At 60.1% G+C, this 25908-nt stretch carries 23 protein-coding genes, 1 tRNA gene and 1 other RNA gene; 23 read left to right on the top strand and 2 right to left on the bottom strand.

Features of this window, described 5'->3' with window-relative positions; genetic code table 11:
• Nucleotides 1-53 precede the first annotated feature (53 nt).
• The 21 genes from hisB to C2E25_RS08805 all read left to right on the top strand — a co-directional run bounded on the left by hisB (nt 54) and on the right by C2E25_RS08805 (nt 20694).
• Complete coding sequence (hisB, locus tag C2E25_RS08905) at nt 54-641, top strand: imidazoleglycerol-phosphate dehydratase HisB (protein WP_103115406.1); 588 nt, start codon at nt 54-56, stop codon at nt 639-641.
• A gap of 152 nt (nt 642-793) precedes the next feature.
• Nucleotides 794-1417 (top strand): imidazole glycerol phosphate synthase subunit HisH, encoded by a 624-nt coding sequence (gene hisH, locus C2E25_RS08900; RefSeq protein ID WP_103115405.1) that lies wholly within the window; start codon nt 794-796, stop codon nt 1415-1417.
• A gap of 133 nt (nt 1418-1550) precedes the next feature.
• A complete protein-coding gene (gene hisA, locus C2E25_RS08895; RefSeq protein WP_103115404.1) occupies nt 1551-2279 on the top strand; it encodes a 1-(5-phosphoribosyl)-5-[(5-phosphoribosylamino)methylideneamino]imidazole-4-carboxamide isomerase in 729 nt (242 codons plus the stop codon).
• 128 nt (nt 2280-2407) lie between these two features.
• Entirely contained in the window at nt 2408-2665 is a 258-nt protein-coding gene (locus C2E25_RS08890; RefSeq protein WP_103115403.1) for a type II toxin-antitoxin system Phd/YefM family antitoxin, read from the top strand.
• Nucleotides 2653-2967, top strand: a complete 315-nt coding sequence (locus C2E25_RS08885; RefSeq protein ID WP_103115402.1) for a type II toxin-antitoxin system RelE/ParE family toxin — start codon at nt 2653-2655, stop codon at nt 2965-2967. Before C2E25_RS08890 ends, C2E25_RS08885 begins: the two co-directional genes overlap by 13 nt.
• Before the next feature lie 165 nt (nt 2968-3132).
• Entirely contained in the window at nt 3133-3900 is a 768-nt protein-coding gene (gene hisF / locus C2E25_RS08880; RefSeq protein ID WP_103115401.1) for an imidazole glycerol phosphate synthase subunit HisF, read from the top strand.
• 243 nt (nt 3901-4143) lie between these two features.
• On the top strand, nt 4144-4836 hold the full coding sequence (gene hisIE / locus C2E25_RS08875; protein ID WP_103115400.1) for a bifunctional phosphoribosyl-AMP cyclohydrolase/phosphoribosyl-ATP diphosphatase HisIE: 693 nt from the start codon (nt 4144-4146) through the stop codon (nt 4834-4836).
• A 147-nt stretch (nt 4837-4983) separates the two neighbouring features.
• Nucleotides 4984-5430, top strand: a complete 447-nt coding sequence (locus C2E25_RS08870; RefSeq protein ID WP_103115399.1) for a GatB/YqeY domain-containing protein — start codon at nt 4984-4986, stop codon at nt 5428-5430.
• A gap of 15 nt (nt 5431-5445) precedes the next feature.
• Nucleotides 5446-5937: a CvpA family protein gene (locus C2E25_RS08865; protein ID WP_103115398.1), complete on the top strand. Its 492-nt coding sequence runs from the start codon at nt 5446-5448 to the stop codon at nt 5935-5937.
• Nucleotides 5938-8292, top strand: a complete 2355-nt coding sequence (locus C2E25_RS08860; RefSeq protein ID WP_103115397.1) for an endonuclease MutS2 — start codon at nt 5938-5940, stop codon at nt 8290-8292.
• A complete protein-coding gene (gene dnaG / locus C2E25_RS08855) occupies nt 8292-10133 on the top strand; it encodes a DNA primase (RefSeq protein WP_103115396.1) in 1842 nt (613 codons plus the stop codon). Before C2E25_RS08860 ends, dnaG begins: the two co-directional genes overlap by 1 nt.
• 49 nt (nt 10134-10182) lie before the next feature.
• Nucleotides 10183-11943, top strand: a complete 1761-nt coding sequence (gene rpoD / locus C2E25_RS08850; RefSeq protein WP_103115395.1) for an RNA polymerase sigma factor RpoD — start codon at nt 10183-10185, stop codon at nt 11941-11943.
• Between the two features lie 82 nt (nt 11944-12025).
• Nucleotides 12026-12101: transfer RNA gene (locus C2E25_RS08845), tRNA-Ile, on the top strand.
• Between the two features lie 95 nt (nt 12102-12196).
• Nucleotides 12197-13327 (top strand): Nif3-like dinuclear metal center hexameric protein, encoded by a 1131-nt coding sequence (locus C2E25_RS08840; protein WP_103115394.1) that lies wholly within the window; start codon nt 12197-12199, stop codon nt 13325-13327.
• Nucleotides 13328-13447: 120 nt separating this feature from the next.
• Nucleotides 13448-14161, top strand: a complete 714-nt coding sequence (locus tag C2E25_RS08835) for a zinc ribbon domain-containing protein (RefSeq protein WP_146032935.1) — start codon at nt 13448-13450, stop codon at nt 14159-14161.
• A 19-nt stretch (nt 14162-14180) separates the two neighbouring features.
• Nucleotides 14181-14571, top strand: an RNA gene (rnpB, locus tag C2E25_RS08830) — RNase P RNA component class A.
• A gap of 535 nt (nt 14572-15106) precedes the next feature.
• Nucleotides 15107-15649, top strand: coding sequence for a hypothetical protein (locus C2E25_RS08825; protein ID WP_103115392.1), 543 nt, complete (start codon nt 15107-15109; stop codon nt 15647-15649).
• Between the two features lie 227 nt (nt 15650-15876).
• Nucleotides 15877-16908 (top strand): LOG family protein, encoded by a 1032-nt coding sequence (locus C2E25_RS08820; RefSeq protein ID WP_103115391.1) that lies wholly within the window; start codon nt 15877-15879, stop codon nt 16906-16908.
• 137 nt (nt 16909-17045) lie between these two features.
• Entirely contained in the window at nt 17046-18026 is a 981-nt protein-coding gene (locus C2E25_RS08815) for a TAXI family TRAP transporter solute-binding subunit (protein WP_103115390.1), read from the top strand.
• A 99-nt stretch (nt 18027-18125) separates the two neighbouring features.
• Nucleotides 18126-20195: a TRAP transporter permease gene (locus tag C2E25_RS08810; RefSeq protein WP_103115389.1), complete on the top strand. Its 2070-nt coding sequence runs from the start codon at nt 18126-18128 to the stop codon at nt 20193-20195.
• Nucleotides 20196-20208: 13 nt separating this feature from the next.
• Nucleotides 20209-20694: a universal stress protein gene (locus tag C2E25_RS08805; RefSeq protein WP_103115388.1), complete on the top strand. Its 486-nt coding sequence runs from the start codon at nt 20209-20211 to the stop codon at nt 20692-20694.
• Between the two features lie 548 nt (nt 20695-21242).
• Here C2E25_RS08805 and C2E25_RS08800 read toward each other — a convergent pair.
• Together C2E25_RS08800 and C2E25_RS08795 are read right to left on the bottom strand one after the other, a co-directional pair.
• The gene (locus C2E25_RS08800; RefSeq protein ID WP_103115387.1) at nt 21243-22532 is read right to left on the bottom strand and encodes a pyridoxal phosphate-dependent aminotransferase; all 1290 of its coding nucleotides are present in this window, start codon (nt 22530-22532) and stop codon (nt 21243-21245) included.
• A gap of 11 nt (nt 22533-22543) precedes the next feature.
• A complete protein-coding gene (locus tag C2E25_RS08795; protein ID WP_103115386.1) occupies nt 22544-23191 on the bottom strand; it encodes a GntR family transcriptional regulator in 648 nt (215 codons plus the stop codon).
• Nucleotides 23192-23730: 539 nt separating this feature from the next.
• Between C2E25_RS08795 and C2E25_RS08790 the strand changes: the two genes are divergently transcribed.
• Complete coding sequence (locus C2E25_RS08790; RefSeq protein WP_103115385.1) at nt 23731-24852, top strand: putative metal-binding motif-containing protein; 1122 nt, start codon at nt 23731-23733, stop codon at nt 24850-24852.
• 203 nt (nt 24853-25055) lie between these two features.
• Complete coding sequence (locus tag C2E25_RS08785; protein WP_103115384.1) at nt 25056-25901, top strand: DsbA family protein; 846 nt, start codon at nt 25056-25058, stop codon at nt 25899-25901.
• The last annotated feature ends 7 nt before the right edge of the window (nt 25902-25908 follow it).

Here is a 25908-nt window from a genome sequence, read left to right as displayed (position 1 = left end):
TTGGCGCCTTGGCGGCAAAAACGATTTTGTCCTGTTGATCCCGGGAGACACCCATGCGCAAGGCAACTATCAACCGCAAGACCAATGAAACCGAAATCCGCATCGAGCTGACCCTCGACGGCCGCGGTGAGCATGCCGTCGACACGGGGGTGCCGTTCTTCGACCATATGCTGGTGCAGATTGCCCGCCACGGTTTTTTTGACCTGCGGGTGGCGGCCCATGGCGACCTGGAGATCGACGCCCACCACACGGTGGAGGATGTCGGCATCGCTCTCGGCGAGGCCTTCAAGCAGGCGCTCGGCGACAAGACCGGCATCCGTCGCTACGGACGCGGCACCATGCCGATGCACGAGTCGCTGGCCTCGGTGATTCTCGACTTTTCCGGTCGGCCGCACCTGGTTTTCAACGTCGATATTCCCAAGGCGCAGGTCGGCAATTTCGAGACCGAACTGGTCGAGGAATTTTTCACCGCCTTCTGCAACCACGGCGGGGTCAATGTCCATGTCAACCTCGCCTACGGCGACAACCTGCATCACATCATCGAGGCGATCTTCAAGTCTTTCGCCCGCGCTCTCGACGAGGCCTGCGGGCTTGATCCGCGCATCGACGGGGTGCTGTCGAGCAAGGGCAAGCTGGAATAATGGCGTCGTAAAAAGTTCCGTCCCGCTGTGTTGCAGCCGGGAAACGAGAACTCGACATACTGGTGTATGTCTTCGCCCCCGGTTCCCGTCTACGCCTTGCTGGACGCAATTTTTACTTAGCCATGGACAGTTTGTTACATGAAACTAGCAAAATGATTAATATTATTGACTATGAAATGGGCAACCTGCGCAGTGTCGAGAAAGCCTTTGAGTCGCTCGGCTTCGCGGCCAGAGTCAGTGCCGATCCGGCGGATATCGCCAGTGCCGACAAGCTGGTGCTGCCGGGTGTCGGCGCTTTCGCCGACTGTATCGCCAACCTGAAAAAGGGCGGCTTCGTCGCGCCTCTTCTTGCCCATGTGGAAAGCGGCAAGCCGCTGCTCGGCATCTGTGTCGGCATGCAGATGCTGTTCGATGAGAGCGAGGAGTTCGGCCGCCACCGGGGACTGGGACTGATCCCCGGTCGGGTGGTGCGTTTCCCTTCGGGAATGGTCGAGAACGGCGAGCGCCTCAAGGTTCCGCACATGGGCTGGAACAACCTGCTGCTGAAGAAACCGTCGCCGCTCTTTACCGGGGTGGAAAACGAAAGTTTCGTCTATTTTGTCCATTCATACTATTGCCGGGCCGCCAATGACGACGATGTCGCCGCCGGCTGTCGTTACGGCGAGATCGAGTTCTGCGCCTCGATCCTGCATGACAACATTATGGCGACCCAGTTCCATCCCGAGAAGAGCCAGGCGGTGGGGCTGAAGATTTTCAAAAACTTCGGCGAACTGTAAAAACAGAAGCAACCACGAAGCCGCGAAGGGCACGAAGAGAATCAGAAGAATAGAATAAAGGCTTTTTAGGGTTAACCCCTGGCTTTTCTTCGTGTCCTTCGTGCCTTCGTGGTGGATTTTCAAAGGTTTTTCAATGATCATCCTACCCGCGATTGATTTGAAAGAAGGCAAATGCGTCCGTCTGGAACAGGGGCTGATGGAGAAGGACACCGTCTACAGCGACGACCCGGCTGCCCAGGCGCGGCAGTGGCAGGAGCAGGGCGGTGAGCTGCTGCATATCGTCGACCTCGACGGCGCTTTTGCCGGCGTGCCGAAAAATAAAGCGGCGATCCGGGCGATTGTCGAGGCGATCGATATTCCCAGTGAGCTGGGCGGCGGCATCCGTGACCTGGAGACCATCGAGGCCTATCTTGAACTCGGCATCGACCGGGTTATTCTCGGCACCGTCGCCAAGGAAAATCCGGCGCTGGTCGCCGAGGCCTGCAGAAAGTTTCCCGGCCGGATCGTGGTCGGCATCGACGCCAGGGACGGCCTGGTGGCGGTGCGCGGCTGGGCCGACGTGACCGGGAAGCAGGCGACCGAGATGGCCAGGGAGATGGAGGGCTTCGGCGTGACCGCAATCATCTATACCGACATCGCCCGTGACGGCATGATGCAGGGCCCGAACATCGAGGCGACCAAGAATCTCGCCGAGTCGATCAGCATCCCGGTCATCGCTTCCGGCGGGCTCTCCTCCCTCGACGACATCCGCCGGCTGATGGCGATCGAGTCCTCAGGGGTCACCGGGGTGATCACCGGCAAGGCGATCTACTCCGGGGCGCTTGACCTGCGCGAGGCGGTGGCACTGACCAGGGGGCGCTGACAGAAAGGTTGTCTGGCATTGTAGACTCCCGGCCAGAGTCTCAGCAGCGTGTGCGGTGTGTTCATTGTAGCTTGTTTTAAAGACTGGTGATACAATAGTGACACTTTTCTCTCGCAACGGAGCAGATGATGAAAGTTGAACTGGTTACCAATCTGAAACGGCAAGCGACGAAGATTCTGGCCGATCTGCATGAGTCGAAGGAACCGGTGCTGATTACCGAGCACGGCCGGCCGTCGGCCTACCTGGTTGATGTTGCCGATTACGAGTTGATGCAGCGGCGCATGCAGATTCTGGAGGGGATCGCAAAAGGAGAACGAGCGATTCTCGAAGGGCGCACACTCAGTCACGGTGAAGCGCGCGAGAAGATGCACAAATGGCTGAAATAGTCTGGACCGATCCGGCGTTGGACGAACTGGAAGAGATTGCCGACTATATCGCCCTCGACAACCTGCCAGCGTCGAAGAGCCTGGTTCAGGCTGTGTTCGATAAGGTTGCGCGACTGGAAAACTACCCGGAGTCGGGCCGATTTCCGTCGGAGCTGAAAGGCTTGAACTACCGCGAAGTTGTCGTGTCTCCTTGCCGCATCTTCTATCGGATCGAAGGAGAACAGGTCTTTATCCTCCACGTCATGCGCCAGGAGCAGGACCTGCGAAAGTTCCTGCTGGCAAACGAAAGAAAAACCAACTGATTTGCTGTGCGTCCTCTGCGGACTTGAGAGAGCGAAGCGAACGGGCGTGAGGCCGATTTCGATTTTTAACAGCGGCAAAAGGCAAAGGGCTAAGGGTGAAAGGAAAAACCGGGTTTCCCCTCGGCCCTTGGCCATTCGCCCTTAGCCGATTTCAGGAAGTTTTCTATGCTGACCAAACGCATCATTCCCTGCCTCGACGTCAAGGACGGCCGGGTCGTCAAGGGAGTCCGGTTCGTCGGTTTGCGCGACGCCGGTGATCCGGTCGAGGCGGCCGAGGCCTATGACGCGCAGGGCGCCGATGAACTGACGTTTCTCGATATCACCGCTTCGAGCGACAATCGCGATACCATCGTCGACGTGGTGCGGCGCACCGCCGAGCGGGTGTTTATGCCGCTCACCGTCGGTGGCGGTATCCGTACCTGCGACGACGTGCGTAGGATGCTCAACGCCGGAGCCGACAAGGTGTCGATCAACACTGCGGCGGTCTTCAATCCCGAGTTTGTCAGGGAGGCCGCGAAACGCTTCGGCAGCCAGTGTATCGTGGTGGCGATCGATGCCCGCCGGGTGGAGGGGTCCGATCCGCGGCGCTGGGAGGTCTACACTCACGGCGGCCGCAAGTCGACCGGCATCGACGTCATCGCGTGGGCGCGGAAGATGGAAGCCTGCGGCAGCGGCGAGATCCTGCTGACCTCGATGGACTGTGACGGCACCAAAGATGGTTATGATATCGAGCTGACCCGCGCGGTCAGTGACGCCGTCGAGATTCCGGTGATCGCCTCGGGCGGGGTCGGCAACCTCGAACATATCCGTGAGGGACTGGTCGAAGGCGGCGCCTCGGCTGCGCTGGCGGCGTCGATTTTCCACTTCAAGGAATACACCATCGCCGAGTGCAAGCAGTACCTGAAACAGCACGGCGTGCCGGCGCGGATTTAAAAGAGGAATTCACTACAGAGAAGTTTATCAGCCACCAAGCCGCCAAGAGCACCAAGAAGTTCACAGGCATTTTAACGGAGAGGCGGAGAGGAGCAGAGCCGGAGAGAAAATCTTTTGGATTTTAAAACCCCAAAAAGAGCTTATGCCTTTCTCCGCGCCCTCTCCATCTCAGTGCCTCTCCGTTGAAAAAGGTTTTCTTGGCAATCTTGGCGCCTTGGTGGCAATAACCTCAAGGCTTTTCACATGTCCCTGATCGAACAACTGAAATTCGACGACAACGGCCTGATCCCGGCGATCACCCAGGATGCCGACAACAGCGAGGTGCTGATGATGGCCTGGATGAACGCCGAGGCGGTGGAACAGACCCTGGCTACCGGCAAGGTCCACTACTATTCACGTTCACGCCGGAAGCAGTGGCTGAAGGGCGAATCCTCAGGGCATGTCCAGCTGGTCAAAGAAATTCGCTTCGATTGTGACAACGACTGTTTGCTGATCAAAGTCGAGCAGCAGGGCGCCGCCTGTCACACCGGCCAGCGCAGCTGCTTTTATCGCAAATGGGACGGCCGGACTGTCGAGACGAGCGGGAAGGTGGTCGATGCCGCCTCCCTCTATGCCCGCAATGACATTCTTGAGGCGCTCTACAATATTATTCAGGAACGCAGACAGCTGGCCGACGGGGAAAAATCCTATGTCAAGTCGCTGTTCGACAAGGGGCTCGACAAGATCCTCGGCAAGATCGGCGAAGAGGCGACCGAGACCGCTGTGGCCGGCAAGGGGGGCGACAGGGACGAGGTGATCTACGAGGTTGCCGATCTCTTCTTCCATGTGCTGGTGCTGCTCGGTTATTACGACCTGCCGCCGGAAAGGATTTATGCCGAACTGCGTCGGCGGTTCGGTCTTTCCGGGATTGAAGAGAAGGCCTCTCGCGGCAAATAAATGTCGGCTGTGTTAGGTTGAAATAATCTTCTATCCCTTGAAAAATAAATTTCATCACCTTATCATATAAAATTCGCTTGCTCTGGGCGCCGGCCTGTCCGGTCGCCCTGTTTGCATTTCCCCTTCTCAGGGAAGGAGCTTGTCCTCATGAGTCTGCAGGATCAATTGCTCGATGCGATGAAGACCGCTATGAAAGCCAGGGATTCGTTGCGCCTTGCGACCATTCGCGGGGTCCGTACGGCGATCAAGAACAGGGAGATTGAAATCGGCAGACCGCTTGATGACGAGGCGGTGATCAGCGTCATTGCGACCCTGGCCAAGCAGCGCCGTGAAGCCGCATCCGCTTTCCGTGACGGTGACCGTCTGGAGTTGGCTGAAAAGGAAGAGGCTGAACTTCTGGTGCTGCAGGAGTTCCTCCCGGCGCAGTTGGAAGAGGCGGATCTCCGGGCCATGGTCGAAGAGACGATCACTGCGCTCGGCGCGACGGGAATGAAGGACATGGGACGGGTGATGAAGGAATTGACGGCCAGGACCAAGGGGCGCGCGGACGGCAAGCTGGTCAGCGACATGGTCAAGGCCCGGTTGGCGGGTTAGGGCCGACTTCAGGGCATGAACAGCTTCGATATCGCGATCCTGGGGGTGATGGCCGCCTTTCTTCTCAAGGGGGCGTTGCGCGGACTGCTCAAGGAAGTCTGCTCGCTGCTCGGCCTGGTGGTGGGAGGTTTTCTCGCTTTCCGTTACCAGGGGCCGCTCGGCGAAGTGCTGATGAAGGCCTGCGACTGGCCTGCTCAGGTCTGCGTGGTGCTGGCTTTCCTGGCCCTGTTTCTCTCCAGCATCGTCTTGTTTGGGGCAATCGGTTTCCTGTTGTCGCGTTTCGTCAAGCTGGTTTTTCTCGGTGGGTTGAATCGGGTCGCCGGAGGTTTTTTCGGCCTGGCCCAGGGCGTGCTGCTGCTGGCGATTGTCCTCTTCGCCCTCTCTCTACGGCCCCTGCCGGGCGGACTGACCCCGGTGCTGCGTCGGTCGCAATTGGCGCCGCCGCTGGTCACCCTCGGCAAGTCGGCGATGAACGGCAGTCGCAGTCTGCTGCACGGCGGGCGTTGAATGGCCGGACATAGCCTGCGGGTTCTCGAATACCAACGCGTTCGCGAGCTGCTGGCGATGCGCACCCGGACCGAGCCCGGCCGTTTGGCGGCCCTGGCGTTGGAACCGCTGTCCGGTAGGGAAGAGATTTTCGCCACACTGGCGGAAGTTGATGAAGCCCGTCGCCTGTTGGGCGAACAGGGTGAGGCTCCCCTCGGCGGCGTCGCCGATCTGCGCGAAGTCCTGCGCCGGGTTGAGGTCGAAGACGCCTGGCTCGATATCGAAGCTCTGGCGGAGGTCCATCGGGCCATCTGTTGCGCCGGAGAATGCCGGGCTTATTTTCAGCGCTCCTCTCACGCGCCCCTGCTGACGGCCAGGGCGGAGCAGTTGCAGCCTCTGGTCGGGTTGCGTGAGGCGCTGGGGGAGAGTATCGGCCCGCGGGGAGAGGTGCTCGACGGCGCTTCGTTTGAACTGGCAGAACTGCGCGGCCGGATTCGCACTCTGCGCGGCCGGATTCGCCAGCGCCTCGAAGCACTGCTGGCGGACGAGCAGCTGGCGCCGGCGTTTCAGGATCGCCTGATCACCGAGCGCGGCGATCGTTACGTTCTGCCGGTGCGGGCTGACCGGCGCGGCCTGTTGCGCGGATTTGTTCATGATGAATCGGGCAGTGGCCAGACTCTCTATGTCGAGCCGGCCGCGACTCTTGAGGCGAACAACGAACTCTGCCACCTGCTGCACGAGGAGCAGCGGGAGGTGCGACGGATCCTGCTGCGGTTAAGCGCGGCGGTGCGGCGGGCGATTCCAGAACTGCTGGCCAACCAGCAGGTTCTCGGGTGTCTCGACCTGCGTTGCGCCGCGGGACGTCTTTCGCGGGACTATGGTGGCTGCGCGCCACGGTTGACGGCGGAGCCCGAATTCGACCTGCGCCAGGCACGCCATCCGCTGCTGTTGTTCGATGGCGACGGCGCGGTCAACAACCGGGTTGCCGTACCGATTGATCTGCGGCTGGGCGCCGAGGCGCGGGTGCTGGTCATCAGTGGACCGAATACCGGCGGCAAAACCGTCGCCCTCAAGACCCTCGGCCTGTTGCAGTTGATGCTCGCCTCGGGATTGCATATCCCTTGTCATCCCGACAGCCGCACCTGCCTGTTCGGCAAGGTGCTGGCGGATATCGGCGACGAACAGGACATTGCCGCCAATCTGTCGACCTTTTCCGGGCATCTGCGCCAGGTGCGGGAGGTGCTGCGGCAGGCGGATGAGAACAGCCTGGTACTGCTCGACGAAGTCGGGACCGGAACCGACCCGGTCGAGGGTGGGGCGCTGGCCATGGCCCTGCTCGAAGAGTTGCGCGTCCGGCGGTCGAAAACGGTGGTGACCACCCATCTCAACCTGGTCAAGGGATATGCCCAGCTGACCGAGGAGGTGGTCAATGCCGCGGTGGAGTTCGACCCGGAGACACTGGAGCCGACCTACCGGCTGCACTACGGGGTCCCCGGGGCCAGCGGCGCTTTTACCATCGCCCGGCGTATGGGCCTCCCGGATGAATTGCTGCAGCGGGCCGAGAGCTATCTTGCCCCCGGCGACCGTTCCGGGCAGCAACTGCTGGAAGAGTTGAACCGCTTGCGGCAGCAGGCCGCCGAAGATGCCGCCGAGGCCGAGCGTCTGAAGCGCCTGGCCGGACAGGAGCGGGAACGTCGTTGCGCCTTGCTGCACGAGTTTGAACAGCAGCGGCGCGATTTGCTCGACAAGGCCCGTCGCCAGGCGCGAAAACTGGTGCGTGATGCCGAAACCCGGCTGCGGCAGCTGTTCGAGGAGGCAAAGGGAGGCGGGCTGTCAACTCCGCGCCAGGCCGAACTGGCCCGGGCCGTGCGCGATGTGGCGGCCGAGTCCCCGCGGTCGGCGCCGGTGGCCGGTGCGCGGCTGTGTCGCGCCCTTGAACCGGGAGAACTGGTACGGTTGCGTCGCCTGGGCAGCGAGGGGGAAGTGGTCAGGGTTGACGGTGAGCAGGTTGATCTGTTGCTGGCCGGTAAACGTCTGCGCTGTTGCCTGGCCGATCTCGAATTCGAATCCCGGCCGCGTTACCCGGGAAAGCGCGCGGCGCGTATCCGCGGCGTCCGGGTGCGCGAAGGATTTCAGCCGAAGCTGCTGCTGGTCGGCAGCCGGGTCGACGAGGCCCTGCCGCGCCTGGAGCGTTTTCTCGACGATGCCCTGCTCAACCGGCAGCGCCAGGTCGAGGTGGTCCACGGCAGCGGTGAAGGTGTGCTGCGACGGGCGGTGCGTGAGCTGCTGGCCGGGCATCGTGCGGTGACGGCGTTTCATGCCGCTGATCTCAGCCGGGGGGGGGACAATGTGACCGTGGTGGAGCTGGAGAATTGATGGGGCGTATCCCCGAAGAGATCGTTGAGCGGGTGCGCGACCGGGTCGATATCGTCGAGCTGGTCGCGCGTTATGTCGCACTGAAGCGCAGCGGTGTCAACAACTTCGGGCTTTGCCCGTTTCACAGTGAGAAATCGCCCTCGTTCAATGTCAACAGCGCCCGGCAGATTTTTCATTGTTTCGGTTGCGGCGAGGGGGGTAATGCCATCACCTTCCTGATGAAGATCGAGGGCCTCGGTTTCAAGGATGCCGTTCGCCGACTGGCGGGTGAGGCCGGTATCGAAATTGCCGAGGAACGCCTCTCGCCGGAGCAGGAGGCCGCTCGTCGCGAGAACGAGAAACTGCGTCGTCTCAACGAGGTGGCCTGCGGGTTCTATCAGCAGATGCTGCTGCAGAAATCGGTTGGCGGCGCTGCCCAGCAGTACCTGAATACGCGCGGCTACGGGCAGAAGATGGCGCAGGCGTTCCAGCTCGGCTATGCCCCGGACCGTTGGGATGCGCTGCTGACTCACCTGCGGGAGAAGGGGCTCGATATCGATCCGGCGAGGCGGTTGGGACTGGTTCGTCCCGGCAAGCAGGGTCGCGGGGACTACGACCTGTTCCGCGGGCGGCTGATTTTTCCGATCTTCGATCACTACGGCCAGGTGGTCGCTTTCGGCGGTCGGATATTGAGCGGAGGCGGCGCGAAGTATATCAATTCGCCCGAGTCGCCGATTTATCATAAAAGCCGGGTTCTCTACGGGCTTTACCGCGCCAAGGAAGCGATGCGGCGCAGCGACATGGCGATCGTGGTCGAGGGGTATTTCGACGTGCTGGCCATGCACCGGGCGGGAATCACCCAGGCCGTCGCCACCTGCGGCACGGCATTGACCTTGGACCATGCCCGGCTGCTGAAGCGTTACGCGCAGAAGCTGGTGCTGCTCTTTGACCAGGATCAGGCCGGGCAGACGGCGGCCCTGCGGGCGATGGAGGTCGCCCTGCCGGAAGGGCTGGAGGTCCAGATCGTCAATCTGGCTCCCGGCGAGGATCCCGATTCCTTTCTTGCCGGTGCCGGTCGCGAGGCGTTTGACAACTGCCTGGCCCGGGCCCGGCCGGTTCTGGAATGGTACATGGATCGCCTGCTGGTTGCCGGCAGCGGGGTCTCCGAACAGGCCAGGGGGGTGGACGAGATTCTGCAGCGCATCGGCCTGCTGCCGGGAGAGATTGAGCGTAGCCTCTACCTGAAGCAGCTGGCCGGTCGCACCGGCCTGGCGGAAGACCTGCTGCAGCGCAAGCTCGGCGAACTGCAGCGGTCACGTCCCGTGATGGCGGCACAGATGGCGCCGCCTCTTCCGGAGACGTTCCCGGTTGAGCCATCTCCTTCGGGGCCATTGCCCGAGGGGCCCGGCCTCCCTGGACCGTCGCACCGGGAAGGACCGACCAAGGCCGAACGGATGCTGTTGCATCTGCTGCTGGTGAACCGGGAGTTTCTGCCGCAGCTGGAGCAACTCGTGAACCCGGAGGAGTTGCTGCATCCTGATATCTCAGCCCTGGTCCGCGTTTTCGGTCGTCATCCCGAAGCCGACCCGGCGGATTTGCTGGAGTCGACTGAGCTTGATGGACAGCAAAAGGAGGTTTTGTCGGGTATCCTTAAGGAAAACCCGGATGCTCTCGGTGATGACCTGGAGGCCATTTTCGCCAACTGTCGCAAAGGGATTGAAGATAGCGCGATCAAAAAGGAAATGAAGAAGCTCAAACAGCGGATCGCCCAGGTTGAGCGTTCCGGTCCGCGCGACGACCTTGTCGCATTGAACAGGAAAATGACGGAACTCGGTCAGCGTCTCAAGGGGGCGGACCGATAATCTTAATTCATAAAAGCGACCTGTGGTCGCGACGAGGAGAATACGAGGCATGTCGAAGAAAACCTCGATGGATGAAGTTCAGCAACTGATCGATCTCGGCAAGGAAAAAGGCTACCTGACCTACGATGAGGTCAACGATATCCTGCCTTCGGACATGGTTGGATCGGAACGGCTCGACAGTGTCATGACCCTGTTCGGAGAGATGGATATTGAAGTTGTCGATTCCGAAACGAAGGCCACCAATCGCAAGGAGGCGGAACTCGATACCCCGTCCCGGGATGACGAGGAAGAAGAGTTCGAGGCCGGCACCATGGGGCGCACCAGTGACCCGGTGCGTATGTACCTGCGGGAAATGGGGCAGGTTTCGTTGTTGACCCGCGAGGGCGAGGTGGAAATCGCCAAGCGCATCGAAGAGGGCGAAGCCCTGGTGACGCGGGTGATTCTGAAAACCCCGATCGCCTTCCGCGAGGTGATTGCCCTTGGAGAGCGGCTCAACAAGGGGCAGATCGGCGTGGCTGAAATCACCAAGGAATATGACGAGGAAGAAGGCAGTGAAGCGGCCGCCCGGCAGCAGGAGAGGGTGCAGACGCTGATTGCGGAAATCGCCGAACTGAACCCCAGCCTGCGCGAAAAACGGGAGCGCCTGGCGACCCCGAAGTTGCCGAAGGAAGAGAAGGAGCGGCTGGAAGAAGAATCCCGCGAGCTGGGTGAGCGGATTGCCGATCTGCTGCGCCAGGTGCGGCTCAAGGACCACCAGGTGGCCAAGATCGTCGATCGGCTCAAGGAGCTGGGCAAACAGGTCAAGAAGGGATTGTCCGAAGTCTCCGCCTGTGAAAAGGAGCTCGGCCGCCCGCATCGTGAAATCAAGACCCTGTTGCGCAGGATGCGCAAAAATGATGATGAGGCGCGTGCCATCGCCGAGGAATTGAAGGTGCCGATCGATACCCTGCTGGTGGTCGAGAAGCGCCTCAAGGGGGCCCAGCGGAAATTCAAGAAGGTGCAGGAGGAGTCGGGGTTCGCTCCCGAGGAGTTGGTCGAGTCGTTGAAAGAGGTGCAGAAGGGCGAATGGAAGGCCAAACAGGCCAAGACCGAGCTGGTTGAAGCCAACCTGCGGCTGGTGGTTTCCATCGCCAAGAAATACACCAACCGCGGACTGCAGTTCCTCGACCTGATCCAGGAAGGTAATATCGGCCTGATGAAGGCGGTCGACAAGTTCGAATATCAGCGCGGCTACAAGTTTTCGACTTATGCCACCTGGTGGATCCGTCAGGCGATCACCCGCGCCATCGCCGATCAGGCTCGCACCATCCGCATCCCGGTACACATGATCGAGACCATCAACAAGCTGATCCGCACCAGTCGTCAGCTGGTCCAGGAGATGGGTCGCGAGCCGACTCCGGAGGAGATCGCCGAGCGCATGGAGCTGCCGCTGGAGAAGGTGCGCCGGGTCCTCAAGATCGCCAAGGAGCCGATCAGTCTCGAAACCCCGATCGGTGAAGAGGAAGATTCCTCTCTCGGTGATTTCATCGAAGACAAAGCGGTGGTTTCCCCGCTGGAGGCGGTGATCAAGGGCAATCTCAGCGATTCGACCGCCAAGGTGCTGGCCACCCTGACCCCGCGTGAGGAAAAGGTGCTGCGGATGCGTTTCGGTATCGGTGAAAAGTCGGATCACACCCTGGAGGAGGTCGGCCAGGATTTTCAGGTCACCCGTGAACGTATCCGGCAGATCGAGGCCAAGGCCCTGCGCAAGTTGCGTCATCCGAGCCGGGCCAAGCGTCTGAAGAGTTTTGTCGAGGTTCCGGAACGCTGAGGGTCCGGTGATGAAAAAAACGCTCTGCTCTTGACAGCCTTCGGCGTTCTGAATAAACTACCCTCTTCGCGTTTGTAATAGCGGGCCTATAGCTCAGTTGGTAGAGCCACCGGCTCATAACCGGTTGGTCCCAGGTTCGAGTCCTGGTGGGCCCACCACAGGGAGAACATGAGTCACCACCTCATATCTGCATACCTTCTCTTGAAAGAGTCAAAAAGAGTGCAACCCTAGAGTTGCACTCTTTTTCTTTGCCATGGCCAAAGAACGCACCATACGCATTCATGATCTGCTCGGCGCCCTGAACGGATTGTACCCCCCGGCGCTGGCTGAGGACTGGGACAATGTCGGCCTGCAGGTCGGAGATCCGGGGTCTGAAGTACACCGGGTTCTGATCTGCCTGGATGTCAATGAAGCGGCCGTGCAACGGGCCGTCGCTGCTGACGCCCAGGCCCTGATCGCCCATCATCCGCTGTTGTTCAAGCCGTTGAAACGGGTCAGTCCGGGTGACGAACCGGGGCGTTCAGTCTTTGCCGCGATTCGCGCCGAAGTTGCCGTCCTCTGTGCTCACACCAACCTTGATCGCGCCTGTCCCGGCCTCAACGACTGGCTGGCGGACAGACTCGGGTTGAACGGGACGCAGCCGTTGCTGGGCGGACGGGAAGGCGAGTTGCTGAAACTGGTGGTTTTCATCCCGGACGGCCATCAGGATGCCGTCGCTGAGGCCCTGTTTGCCGCCGGCGCCGGGCGGATCGGGGCTTATGACTGCTGTTCTTTTCGGGTTTCCGGAGAGGGAAGTTTTCGCGCCGGTCCTGATTGCACCCCGTTTATCGGCCGCCCCGGTGAACGGGAACGGACCCCGGAGTGGCGCCTGGAAGTGGCCGTACCGGCTGAACTCAGCGGGCGGGTCATCAACCGGCTGATCAAGGCACATCCCTATGAGGACGTTGCCTACGACCTTTTTCCGCTGCAGAACCGGCGGGAGGATATCGGTCTCGGCCGCATCGGTCGGTTATCAGCCGAAATCAGTCTTGAAACCTTCGCCCGTCAGGTGAAGGATGCCCTGGCTCTCGATCATCTGCGGCTGGTCGGAGATCCGCGACAACCGGTCGAAAAAGTGGCCGTCTGCGGCGGCAGCGGCGCCTTTCTGATTCATGAAGCAGCGCGTCGGGGGGCAGATGTTCTGGTGACCGGCGATATCAAGTACCATGAGGCCCGCAGTGCCGAGCAGCTGGGTCTCGGGTTGCTCGATGCCGGACATTTCGGTACTGAACAGCCGGCCGTGGATGACCTGCGGGCTGCGTTGTCAGCAATCGCGGAACAACGGCAATGGCCGGTTGAGTTTGTTTCGATGTCGGGGGAGAAGGAACCTTTTCAGGTGATCTGATCCCCTGTTTTTTTGTCCACCCCGGGTTTGCGGGCATTTTCCCGTGGCCATGTCCTGTCTGGACGGCCATGTCGCGTGTCCGCCGATTCGGGCCGAACCCGAAGTGCGGAGGTTTGAACCTTGCAAGAGAAGCTAGTTGTATTGCGGGAGCTGCAGAGCCTTGACCAGCAGTTGATTAAGCTGGATGAAAAGCGCCGGCAGCTCGAAAGCGCCATTTCCGGACAGCGTCTGGAAATGGCCCGGGTCCAGGAGATGGTTGACGGTTTGGCCGACGAGATGGAAGGTTTTCAGACCCGTCGTCGCGAGTTGAATGACGCCATCGCCCAGGAAGAGCGGAATATCGAGCGTTCCGACGCCCGCCTGCCCGACATCAAGACCCAGAAAGAGTATGTCGCGGTGCTGAAGGAAATTGACACCGCCAAGGCGATGATTCGGGATCTGCAGGCGCAGTTGGCCGAGGTCGATCGGCAGCTTGAGTCTCTCGGCAGTGACCGTGCCGAAAAAGAGCAGGAGCTCGCCTCTCTGGCCGCGACCGTCGAGGCCCGGCAGGCCGAGGTCGACCAGGAAATGGCCGGCTTCTCCTCCAGTGTCGCTGAAATGAACGGCAGGAAGGAGAGCCTGCTGGAACGGATCCCGGCCGGAGTGCGCAAGCGCTACCAGACCCTGATCTCGCGGCGCGGCGGGATGGCGGTGGTCGAGGCGCGCAACGGTGCTTGTACCGGTTGCAATATGCAGCTGCCGCCACAGCTTTACAACAGTCTTTTCAAACTGGATAAGCCGCAATATTGCCCGCACTGCAATCGGCTGATCTACGTGCAGACCGAACAGGGCTAGGGACAGCCTGGATCGTGGTCGAAGAGGGACAGGTGATCGCCGGCCCGCTGTCATGGCGGGCGGGAGGAAAGTCCGGGCTCCGCAGGGCAGGATGGTTCCTAACGGGAACCGGGGGTGACCCCAGGGAAAGTGCCACAGAGAGAAGACCGCCGCTGAAACGCTTCGGCGTAGACGTGGTAAGGGTGAAAGGGTGAGGTAAGAGCTCACCAGGTCCGGCGGTGACGTCGGATGCTCGGTAAACCCCATCCGGAGCAAGGCCGAATAGGGGAGTGTTTGAGGGCGGCCCGTCCGAGACTCCCGGGTAGGCTGCTTGAGGCCGTCGGCAACGGCGGTCCTAGATGAATGATCACCACCCCGCTGGGGGTAACCGCGGTGGGGGACAGGACCCGGCTTATGGCCCTCTTCGGCCACTTTTTTGTCGCGAGGGCGGCCGATACGCACCCGCCTGCGGCGTTGCTTCCGCCTTCAGTCGTTGCGGAGTAGCTGCCGCTACACCTCACTCCTTCAGTCGGAAGGCGCCTTGCATTCGGGCACGTCTCGACCGCCTCGAACCGTTTCTGCTGGGGCGGCCGATACGCATCCGCCTCTCAACGGTGGTGCGGGGGCTGAAATGCCGGGGAATATGGGTTGTATTCTTTCGGGTTTTCATGGTTTTCCTGCGCAGCCCGCTAGTTTGCCTCCCCGCGTAGACAGGTTCACGTACCACCACTGCCGGGCGGTGCTACGAGAGCGCCGCGGGTTTCGTCATCAGCATGGTTGGCAAGGGGCAGTGTCCATGCCCGCCGCCGGCGATGGCCCTTTTCTGCTTCCTCTTTTGGGCCAGCAAAAGAGGAAGGCGGCGGGCGGGGCCGCGACCCCGCGGGTTTTCTGCGAGGGCGGCCGATACGCACGCAGCCGCTGCGTTGTTTCTGCGTAATACGGTTGGAAATATTGGAACCTTCCCTCATGACGTCCCCTCACTCCCTTGAGCACAGCTGGCAGACCATCCTCGCCCGCCTGACGACCGAAGTCGCCGCGCTGCCTGATGCCGAACGACGCTGGCTGGAGGCCCGGATCGACCGGATCGAACGTCTGCAGGGGCGGATGCATGATTTTTTCCTGAGCGTAGGCGGGTCGGAACTCTGCCGCGACTGCCTCGGCGCCTGCTGCGCCAGGGGGCTCCATCACGTCACCCTGGCAAACCTGTTGGCCTTCCTGTTGCGCAATGACCCTGTTCCCCAGCCCGATTTTTCCTCCACCTGCCCCCTGCTTGGTCCGGGCGGCTGTCTCTGGTCGCCGCAGCGACGGCCCTTCAATTGTGTCACGTTCCTCTGTGAAGCGGTCGAAGAGCGTCTTGATGCGGCTCAGCGGGAGGAATTTTATCACCTCGAAAAAGAGCTGCGGGCGCTCTATCTTGAATACGACCGGCGTTATGCCGGCTCCAGCCTGCGCGGCATCTGGATTGCAGCTGATCGCCTGGCGTCACGAAACTTTCTGGATCGTCGTTAACGACTAACCTGAATCAGTGAACTCATTTCCGGCGAATAGCACAAGTCATTGACCTGCCTGCACTTTCCAAAAATCACCGGCGAACCTATGGGTGCGCCTCAGCTTTTTGAAAACCGCATTCAGGCCAAGCACTTGCACTCTTCATCCGGTATGAGCTACTGATTCAGGTTTATGCTATAATTGCGCTTCTTTTCCGGGAGTATTCCCGGCCTGCAGAAGGGATAGGTATGGAACTTCACTTCAATCGAAGCAATGGTGAAATTGACGAGATGATTGAGGACCTGGTGAACCGTGTCGGGGTCCATCATCCCAAGATTATTCGGGAAATGATTCTCAGCGCGTTGAAGGCCGGGCAGGATACCGACTACCTGGCCGACCTGAAACTGATGCGTACCACCATGAAGGAGATGCGCTATACCAACAAGGTCTTCGGGCCCTACCGGGGGCGAAAGAAGGTGACCATCTTCGGCTCGGCGCGCACCGCACCTGAGGAGCCGATCTACCGCAAGTGCGTTGACTTCTCCCGGATGCTCGCCGAACACGATTACATGGTCATCACCGGCGGCGGCGGCGGCATCATGCAGGCCGGCAACGAAGGGGCGGGGGCGGACAACTCGTTCGCGGTCAATATCCGCCTTCCCTTTGAGCAGGAGACCAACCCGGTCATGGGCGGCAACAACGACCGGGTCATCGTCTACAAGTACTTCTTCAATCGCAAGGTCGCGTTTCTCAAGGAAGCGCATGCCGTGGCACTTTTCCCCGGCGGATTCGGTACCATGGACGAGGCGATGGAGATCATGACCCTGATCCAGACCGGCAAGAATCCGCCGATCCCGCTGGTGATGATCGATGATGACCAGGGGGATTACTGGGAGCAGTGGTTTCAGTTCACCCGTGATACCCTGCTCAAGAAGGGACTGATTTCGGGGGAGGATTTCAGTCTCTTCTCCATCACCCGCGATCCGGCCGAGGCGGTGGCGTACATCGATGAGTTCTATCGCGTTTACCATTCGATGCGTTTTGTCGGCAAGATCCTGGTGATTCGCCTCAACAAGCCGCTTGACACCGATCATCTGCGGATACTGACGGATGAATTTCACCAGATTCTTGCTCCGGGAAGTCATTTTCGTCTCACCGGACCGCTTGCCAAGGAACAGGACCAGCCCGACCTGCTGGCCCTGCCGCGCCTGACGTTCGAATTCAACAATCGCAATTTCGGTCTGCTCAAGGCCTTTATCCGGCGGCTGAATTCTTTTTGATGCCTCTTTACCGGTGGCCGTGTTGCAAGCCAGATGACCCCTGCTATAGTTGGAATCTGTGTGATTTCAGCTCTATGCCTGATTTGTCCGCTACAGGACTTCATGGTCAACTCACCGCGAAAAAGGAGGTGCGAACAATGAAAAAACGTTTCTGGATTGCCTGTCTGTCCCTGCTGGTGACTCTCAGCTTTATTCCGCTGACGTCGTCGGCGGCCAGGGTGCGTTACGTCACCATCGGCACCGGGGGGGTCACCGGGGTCTACTATCCGACCGGCGGCGCCATCGCCAAGATGGTCAACAAGAAGCGCAAGCTCTACAACCTGCGGGCCACCGTCGAATCGACCGGCGGTTCGGTCTTCAACATCAACGCCATCAAGAGCGGCGACCTAGAGTTCGGCATTGTCCAGTCCGACCGTCAGTACCAGGCCTACAACGGCACCGCCGACTGGGAAGGCAAACCATTCAAGAAACTGCGGGCGGTCTTTTCCATCCATCCCGAGTCGGTGACCATTGTCGCCGCCGCCGACAAGCACATCAGGACCGTGGCCGACCTGAGGGGCAAGGTGGTCAATATCGGCAACCCCGGTTCCGGTCAGCGTGGTAATGCCATCGACCTGCTCAATGCCGCCGCCATCGATTACAAGAAGGACCTGAAGGCCGAGGGACTCAAGGCCGCCGAGTCGGCCGGTATGCTGCAGGACGGTCGTATCGACGCCTTCTTCTACACCGTCGGCCATCCCAATGGTTCGGTCAAGGAAGCCGTTGCCGGCGCCCGCAAGGTCAACTTTGTCGAGGTGCCGAAGCCGATTGTCGACAAGTTGGTGGCCCAGTTCCCCTATTATGCGCCCTCCTTCATCCCGGTCGGTCAGTATCCCGGGGTGACGAACAAGGAAAATGTTCCGACCTTCGGTGTCAAAGCGACTCTCTGCACCAGTGCTGATGTTCCTGACGACGTGGTCTATGCGATCACCAGGGAAGTGTTCGAGAACTTCGAGGAATTCAAGAAACTGCATCCCGCCTATGCGGTCCTGACCAAGGAAAGCATGCTGCAGGGTCTTTCGGCGCCGATTCATCCGGGGGCGTTGAGATATTACAAGGAGGTCGGTCTGCTCAAATAGACGTCTGCTTCGGTAAAATCACTTTTCGGCAGGAGCCGGCCGGCTCCTGCCGCTTCGTTCTCTCGGGGTTCAGTCATTCCTGACCCAGCGGAGGCTGTAATGTCCAAACCGATGCCGCAACCGGAATCAGCGGGCAGTGATGAAGCCCGTCGTTTGCTGGAGGAAGAGGAGTATGGTCTGCGCCGGCCGCGTGACTGGACACGTTGTCTGTTGCCGGCGGTTGCCCTCTGCTGGTCGCTGTTTCAGCTCTCCCTGGCCAGCTGGCTGCTGATCGATTCCACCTATACCCGGGCGATTCATCTCGCTTTCGCTTTCGCCATCGTCTTCATGGCCTATCCGACCCTCAGGCGCCCGGTAACGATTCCCGGTCTGCGCTGGTTGGGGGAAAAACAGAAAATCCCCTGGGCCGATCTTGTTCTGGCTCTGCTGGCCGTCACCGCGGCCCTTTATATCGCCGTCGATTATGAAGACCTGGCAACCCGCATCGGGGCGCCGATTCCGCGTGATCTGCTGTTCGGCATCCTGCTGGTGCTGTTTCTGCTTGAGGCGACGCGGCGCGCCATCGGCCCCGCCTTGCCGATCATCGCCATTTTCTTTTCCCTCTATGCTTTCTTCGGCCCCTATATGCCTGATTTCCTGTCCTTCAAGGGGGTCAGCATCAACCGGTACATCACCCAGATATCTCTGACCACCGAGGGAATTTACGGTATTCCGCTCGATGTTTCGGCCCGCATTGTTTTTCTTTTCGTCCTCTTCGGGGCGATGTTGGAGAAGGCCGGCGGCGGCAAGTTCTTCATCGATCTGGCGATGAGCCTGCTGGGTCGTTACAAGGGCGGACCGGCCAAGGCGGCGGTGATGAGTTCCGGGTTGACCGGGCTGGTTTCGGGGTCCTCAATCGCCAACGTCGTCACCACCGGTACCTTTACCATTCCGTTGATGAAGAAGGTCGGGTATCCGGCCAAGAAGGCGGCGGCCATCGAGGTCGCGGCGAGTACCGACGGACAGATCATGCCGCCGATCATGGGGGCGGCGGCCTTCATCATCGCCGAGTATGTCAATATCCCCTATCTTGAAGTCTGCAAGGCGGCCGCCATACCGGCTTTCGCCTCCTACGCGACACTCTTCTTTCTGACCCATATCGAGGCCAACAAGCTCGGTCTGCGCGGGCTGCCCAAGGCCGACCTGCCCCGTTTCTTCCACACCCTGGTCAACGGTCTGCATTACCTGGTGCCGCTGCTGGTGCTGCTCTACGAACTGATCATCCCCCGTCATTCCCCGGACCTGGCTGCTTTCCGCGCGACTGTGGTGCTGATGCTGATCATGGCCTTACAGCATGTGGTGCGGGCAAAGATGCGCGGTGAAGGGACGGTCGCCGAAGGATTCCGGCGGGGGTTGTCGGAGATCTACCAGGGGCTGGTGGCCGGGGCGCGTAACATGGTCAGCGTGGCGGTGGCGACGGCGGCGGCCGGGATTATCGTCGGTGTGGTGACCATGGGCCTGGGGGGACTGATTACCGATGTTATCGATACCCTGAGCCGGGGGAATATCTATGCCATGCTCGGTATCACCGCCTTTGCCAGCCTGCTGCTCGGCATGGGGCTGCCGACCACCGCCACCTACATCGTGATGGCCAGTCTCACCGCTCCGGTCATTGTCACCATTGCAGGCGACCAGGGGTTCGTGGTGCCCCTGATCGCGGCGCACCTGTTCTGTTTCTATTTCGGCATTCTCGCCGATGATACTCCCCCGGTCGGACTGGCGGCCTATGCGGCGAGTGCCATCGCCCGGTCGGAACCGATCCCGACCGGGCTACAGGGCTTCATGTACGATATCCGCACAGCGATCCTGCCGTTCATGTTCATTTTCAATCATGACCTGCTGTTGTGGAACATCAACAGCTGGGGGCTGGCGATCCTGATCTTCGTCATGACCTGCCTGGGGGCCTTCGCCTTCGCCGGCGCGACCCAGGGTTGGTTCGCCTGGCGCAACCGCTGGTGGGATGTGCCGTTGTTGCTGCTGGTTGCGGCGATGATGTTCCGGCCTGACTTTTTCGGTGAACTGCTCGGCATCGAAAACCACTACATCGCCTATATTCCCGGATTGATCGTCCTCGGCCTGGTCATCGCCTGGCAGAAACTGCGTCAGCGGCGGTCTACGGTCGTGGCCTGAAAGGAGACGTCTGATGATTCCTGGTTATCACACCCTGCTGTATGCTACCGACCTGTCGGATAACTCGGCCCACGCTTTTCGCCATGCCGTGAGCCTGGCACGCAGCTACGATGCCGTCATCCATATCCTGCACGTCATGCCGGCTATGGATCCGGCGATGGAGAACTATGTCGCGGCGGTGATGGGGGAGGAAACCTTCGTGAAGCTGGAGCAGGCCAACCGGGAGACGCTGATCGAGACCATCCGCCAGCGGCTGGAGAAGTTTGCCGCTGACGAGTTGCAGGATCATCCCGAGGATCTGCAGCGGATCGCCGGTATCGAGGTCCATTACGGACGACCGGCGGCGACCATCCTCTCGGTCGCCGACCGGCTCGACCCCGATCTGATCATCTGCGGCACGCACGGCAAGGGTCTGGTGTCACATACCTTTCTCGGCAGTGTCGCGGAGAAGGTGTTGAGGAAAACGAGGCGACCCATCCTGGTCGTCCCTATTAAGTAGCAGGGTAGCAGGGCGGCCGATATCCGCACATCTGCTGCGTTACCCTCGGTCTTCAATCCTCGACGTAGCTGCCGCTACGCCTGTGGTTTCAGACCTCGGGCGCCTTGCATCTGCACGAATCTCGACCGCCTTGCAGCAGTGTTGCTGAAGAGAAACGACTACGGCATTGCGCCTTTTGGTTTTAATGGTTCCTCTGTGTAGCCCGTTTGTCTGCCACCCCGCGTAGACAGGTTCACGTACCACTGCCGGGCGTGGCAACGAGAGCGCCGCGGGTTCCGTTATCAGCATGGTTGGCAGGGTGTAATGACCATGCCCGCCGCAGGCGATGGCCCTTTTCTGCTTCCTCTTTTGGGCCAGCAAAAGAGGAAGGCGGCGAGCGGGGCCGCGACCCCGCGGTTTTTCTGCGAGGGTGGTCGATACGCACGCATCTGCTGCGTTACCCTCAGCCTTCAATCCTCTGGTGCCTTGCAGCTGCATGAATCTCGACCGCCTCGAACCGTTTGTGCTGGGGCGGCCGATATCCGCCCATCTGCTTCCGCCCCACGTTTTTACCCCAGCCACTCCTCAATCAGATCAAACGCGGTAACAATCTTTTCGCAGTTCTGGCGCAGGAAGGCCTCGTCGAGGTCCTTGCCCCCCGGGACCTGTTCGGCAGCGGCCAGGGTGCGGGCGCCGTCGAAGTCGACGTAGGCGAGGCGCACGGTCAATTCCTCCTCGGGGCGGCCGAAGGCGGTTCCGGGGAGGATTGCCACTCCGGTTTCATCCAGCAGTCGGGTGCAGAGTTCCGGGCTGGTGCTGATTCCCCTGGTGGCCAGTTTTTCCCGCAGCGGTTCGAAATTGGGGAAGAGGTAGAAGCCGCCCTGCGGCGGAGCCAGTTGCAGCCCCATCCTGACCAGGCGCTGGTGGATGTAGTCCCCAAGCGTCGCCAGGATGCGGCGTGACTGCCACAGGTAGCGTTCGATGCGGGTGCCGCCGTTGAAAGCCCGGATCGCGGCGTACTGGATCGGGGCGCTGGTGGCGGTGAAGGTTTCACTGGCGACGGCGGCCATGCCTTCGAGCAGCCAGTCGAGTTCCTTGGGAAAGATGAAGGTTCCCAGCCGCCAGCCGCCGGCCCCGCACCACTTGCTCAGGCCGCTGCTGATGATGGTTCCTTCGGGGTAGTAGCGGGCGATGGAGGTGTGCCCGCCGTCGAACTGCAGCTCGCCGTAGATTTCGTCGGAAAGCAGGATGATGCGGTGCTTGCGGGCGACAGCGGCCAGTTCCCGCAGCTGTTGGTCGCTGTAGCTGTAGCCGGTCGGATTGTTGGGGTAGTTGAGGATGACGATGCGCGGTTTGGTCGGATCCTTGGCGCAGAGCCGTTCCAGTTCCGCCGGGGTCAGCAGCCAGTTGTTGTCCTCGCGGGTCGGCACCCAGCACACCTGGTGGCCGACGATGTGGGCCTGGGGAGCGTAGGAAACCCAGCTCGGAGTCGGTATGACCAGATCGCCGTAGTAGACCAGCTGCAGGATGAACATCAGCTCCTTTGACCCGGGGCCGACCAGCACATGCTCGGGGCGGTAGACGAGGGACTGGGTCCGCTCGAAGTAATCGACCACCGCCTCCTGCAGGGCCACCAGACCCCGTACCGGCAGGTAGTCCTTCTGGTGGGCATTGGCGCGCAGTTCCTCGACGACCGGCTGCGGGACCGGGAAGGGGGACTGGCCGAGTCCGAGTTTGTAGACTCGTCGCCCTTCCTTGAGCAGGCGGTTGGAGAGTTCGTTGATCTCAAGGGTCGCCGAGAGGGGCAGCCCGCGGACATTGAGGTTGAGATGGACCTCGTGAACACTGTTGGTTGACATGTCGGTTCCTTTCAATGGGTCGGTAGCGCGGCGATTTTGCGCCCGGTTTCAAAGTAGTGGTCTCTGATGGCCTGTTCAATGAGAGCTGGATCCTGCCGCTGCAGGCAGTCGACGATATTGCGGTGCCGGGCGGCGACCTCTTCCGGCCGGTAAAGGGTCCCCCAGTGGCGGCAGAAGAGGATGTGCAGTTTGCGGCTGAGTCGATCCCCGAAATGGTAAAGTTCACGATTGGGGCAGTGAGCGAGGATCAGGCCGTGAAACTCTTCTCCCCGTTCGATCAGTTCACGGTGCTGCTGCCTGGCGGCATGATTTTCCATGCGCTTGCAGAGTTGCCGCAGTTGCTGCAGGTCGTTTGTCGCCAGGGCAGGAGCGGCCAGGGCGGCGGCATAGCCTTCGATGACACCACGGGTCTGGTAGGCGTCGACGATTTCGCTGCTGGTGAGCAGGGTGACGAAGTGACCCCGCTGGGCCTGGTGGCTGAGCAGGCCCTCGCCGACCAGTTCCCGCAGTGCCTCGCGGACCGGCGCACGGCTGATGCCGAGTTCAAGCGAGAGCTCCTGTTCGAGAATCTTCTCGCCGGCCGGGTAGCGGTCATTCATGATGCCGTCATAGATATGCCTGATCACGTAATCCTTGTAGGTCGTCTTGGGAATTCCCATTCTGCCTCCTCTGAATGTCGAATGTCGACATTTTAGGGGCGGGTGAAAAATATGCAAGTTGAAAATGAACCGCAAGCGAACAAATGGGCGTCACACAGCTGAATTCATAAACCTGAATCAGTGGGTTCCTGTTGGATGGAGAGTGCAAGTGCTTGGCCTGAATGGGATTTCCAAAAATCTGAAGCGCACCCATAGGTTCGCTGGTGATTTTTGGGAAGCTCAGGCAGGTCAATGACTTGCGCTATTCGCCGCCAAGGGACTCACTGATTCAGGGATAAGTTATGAAACCCGGCTTGCAGGAGTCATCCTTCGACCCGGATGGGCAACTGTGCGGAAACGAAGTTGCCGGAGTTGTTCTGTGCAGCCGGCGATGTCCATCAGCCGTCTTTTTTGTGCGTTGAATACCCTCGGCGGCATCACGTTTCCCGGTCTAGAATCATTCCCAATGATTGAGACCCGATCCTCGGTTTTCTCACCATTCCCCCTCATTTTCATGTCGGTGGTCACAGACCTGACCGGCGAAACGCAAGGAGACACTCATGAACCATCAAACCGGGAAACTGATGACTGCAGCACTTATTTTGTTCACGGGACTTGTCTGGGCGGGCAGTGCCCTGGCTTTTTCATCCTTCGGCAAGGATGTCAATACCTTCTGCAGTCAGACCCAGCCTTTCACCGGTGATTGTACCCTTTGTCATACCACCGGCAGCAAGTCGGACCCGACCCCGGCGAAATCGGCCTACAAGGCCAATGACCTCTGTTTCTTCTGCGGCAGCGAGCCACAGTGCAATACCGGGCCGACCTGTACCGACCTTGACAAGGACGGTTTCTATGTCGAGGGGCAGGCCTGCGGTACCATGGCCGACTGCGATGACAGCAATGCGGCCATCAATCCCGGGGCGGCGGAGAACTGCAGCGACGGGATCGACAATAACTGCAACGGTCTGATCGACAGCCAGGACCCGGCTGCGGTCGGTTGTCCGGCGCAGTGTACCGATGCCGACAATGATGGCTTCAACGTGGACGGCACTGCCGGTTGCGGGCCGCAGGACTGCGATGACCAGGATGCCGCGATCAATCCGGGGACCGCTGAAGTCTGTGGTGACAACATCGACAACGACTGTGACGGTCAGGTTGACGAGGGCTGTGTCAGTTCCTGTCCCGATGCCGACGCCGACGGTTTTACCGATGCCGCCTGCGGCGGTTCTGATTGTGATGATGCCGAACCGCTGATCAATCCGGGGATGAAAGATCTGTGCGGCAACGGCATCGATGAAAACTGCAACGGACTGCAGGATGACATCTGCGCGGCCTGTCCGGGGGGTGGTGCCTTCATGGTCAAGAAAGCCAGTTATGATTTCAAAAAGGGACGGCTCGATGTCAAGGGCAAAGCGACCGTCGGCGGCAGTGTGCAGATCTTCGATGCCGAAACCGGCAGCCTGCTGGCCTCCGGTGTTCCGGTGAAAGGAGATGAATGGAAGGCCCGCATCGAGCTTGATGAAGCCCCGGCGCGGATCAGCGCGCAAAGTGATGCCGGCTGTCAGGCGGAACAGGATGTAACCGTCAAGGGGCGTGGTGACCACGATGAGGACGATCCGTCTGACGACGACCATGGAGATGACCGTGGCAAAGACAAGAGGAAGAAGCAACATGATGATTGATCCGGAGTTGCTGAAGTAAGTCCAGAGACATCCACTCAGTCGGAGAAGCCCATCTGCTTCTCCGGCTGTTTTTTTTCGAACTCATTGCCCGAAGCTGATAATATTTCCCTGACTCAGTGAGTTCGTTACCGGCAAACGGCACAAAGTGTTCCCGCTGGACAACTCACGCTGTCCACCCTCGACCCGAAGGAAAGGAAGGTTTCATGTCATCCAGAATAATGTTGCTTTTGCTGTTGTTTCTGCTCTGTCTGCCGGTCGGTGCGGTTCGGGCCGAGGTGGAGGGGAGAACGGTTCGCGCGATTGATCTTCCTGAGGCGGCCAGGCAGGTTGTGATCAGCCCCGGCGGTCGCAGTTATTTTGTGCTCGGCGCAGAGAAGCTTTATCTCTATTCGATTGACGGCCGCCAGATCGGCTCGGTCGAGATTGGCAGCGATGTTGCCGGAATTACCCCCCAGAGTGACGGCCTGGTGCTGCTGTATCGCAAGGGGAAACAGCGTGTTGAGTACCTGTCGCTGGATGTCATTCAGCAGATCGACACGACCGATTCACCGGTGCGCGGCAATCTCGATGCGCCGGTCACCATCATCGTTTTCGACGATTTTCAATGTCCTTACTGTGCCCGCCTGGCGCCGACGCTGAAAAAGGTGCAGGCCAACAATCCGCAGAATGTCCGGATGGTTTTGAAGAACTTTCCTTTGAGTATGCATCGTTATGCGCGTGCCGCGGCCATTGCCGCCGAAGCCGCAGGTCGTCAGGGAAAATTCTGGGAGATGCACGATCAGCTTTTTGCCAACTACAATCAACTTAATGAGCAGAAAATCGACGATCTTGCCAGGCAGATCGGCCTGGATATGAAACGTTTCAACAAGGATCGCAAGGATGCCGCGATTCAGGCGGCTATCAGTCGGGACCAGGAGCAGGGCAGTGCCCTCGGGGTGCGTGGCACCCCGACGGTTTTCATCAACGGTCGCCTGCTGCGGGACCGCAGCGAACGAGGATTTCAGCAAATGATAGAGCAGGAGCTGGCCCGACTGAAGAAATCGCCGTAAGGGGCGG

Origin of the sequence: Geothermobacter hydrogeniphilus, from assembly GCF_002898515.1 — a bacterium.
Classification (GTDB): domain Bacteria; phylum Desulfobacterota; class Desulfuromonadia; order Desulfuromonadales; family Geothermobacteraceae; genus Geothermobacter_A.
This window is presented reverse-complemented; position numbering and strand designations above follow the sequence as displayed.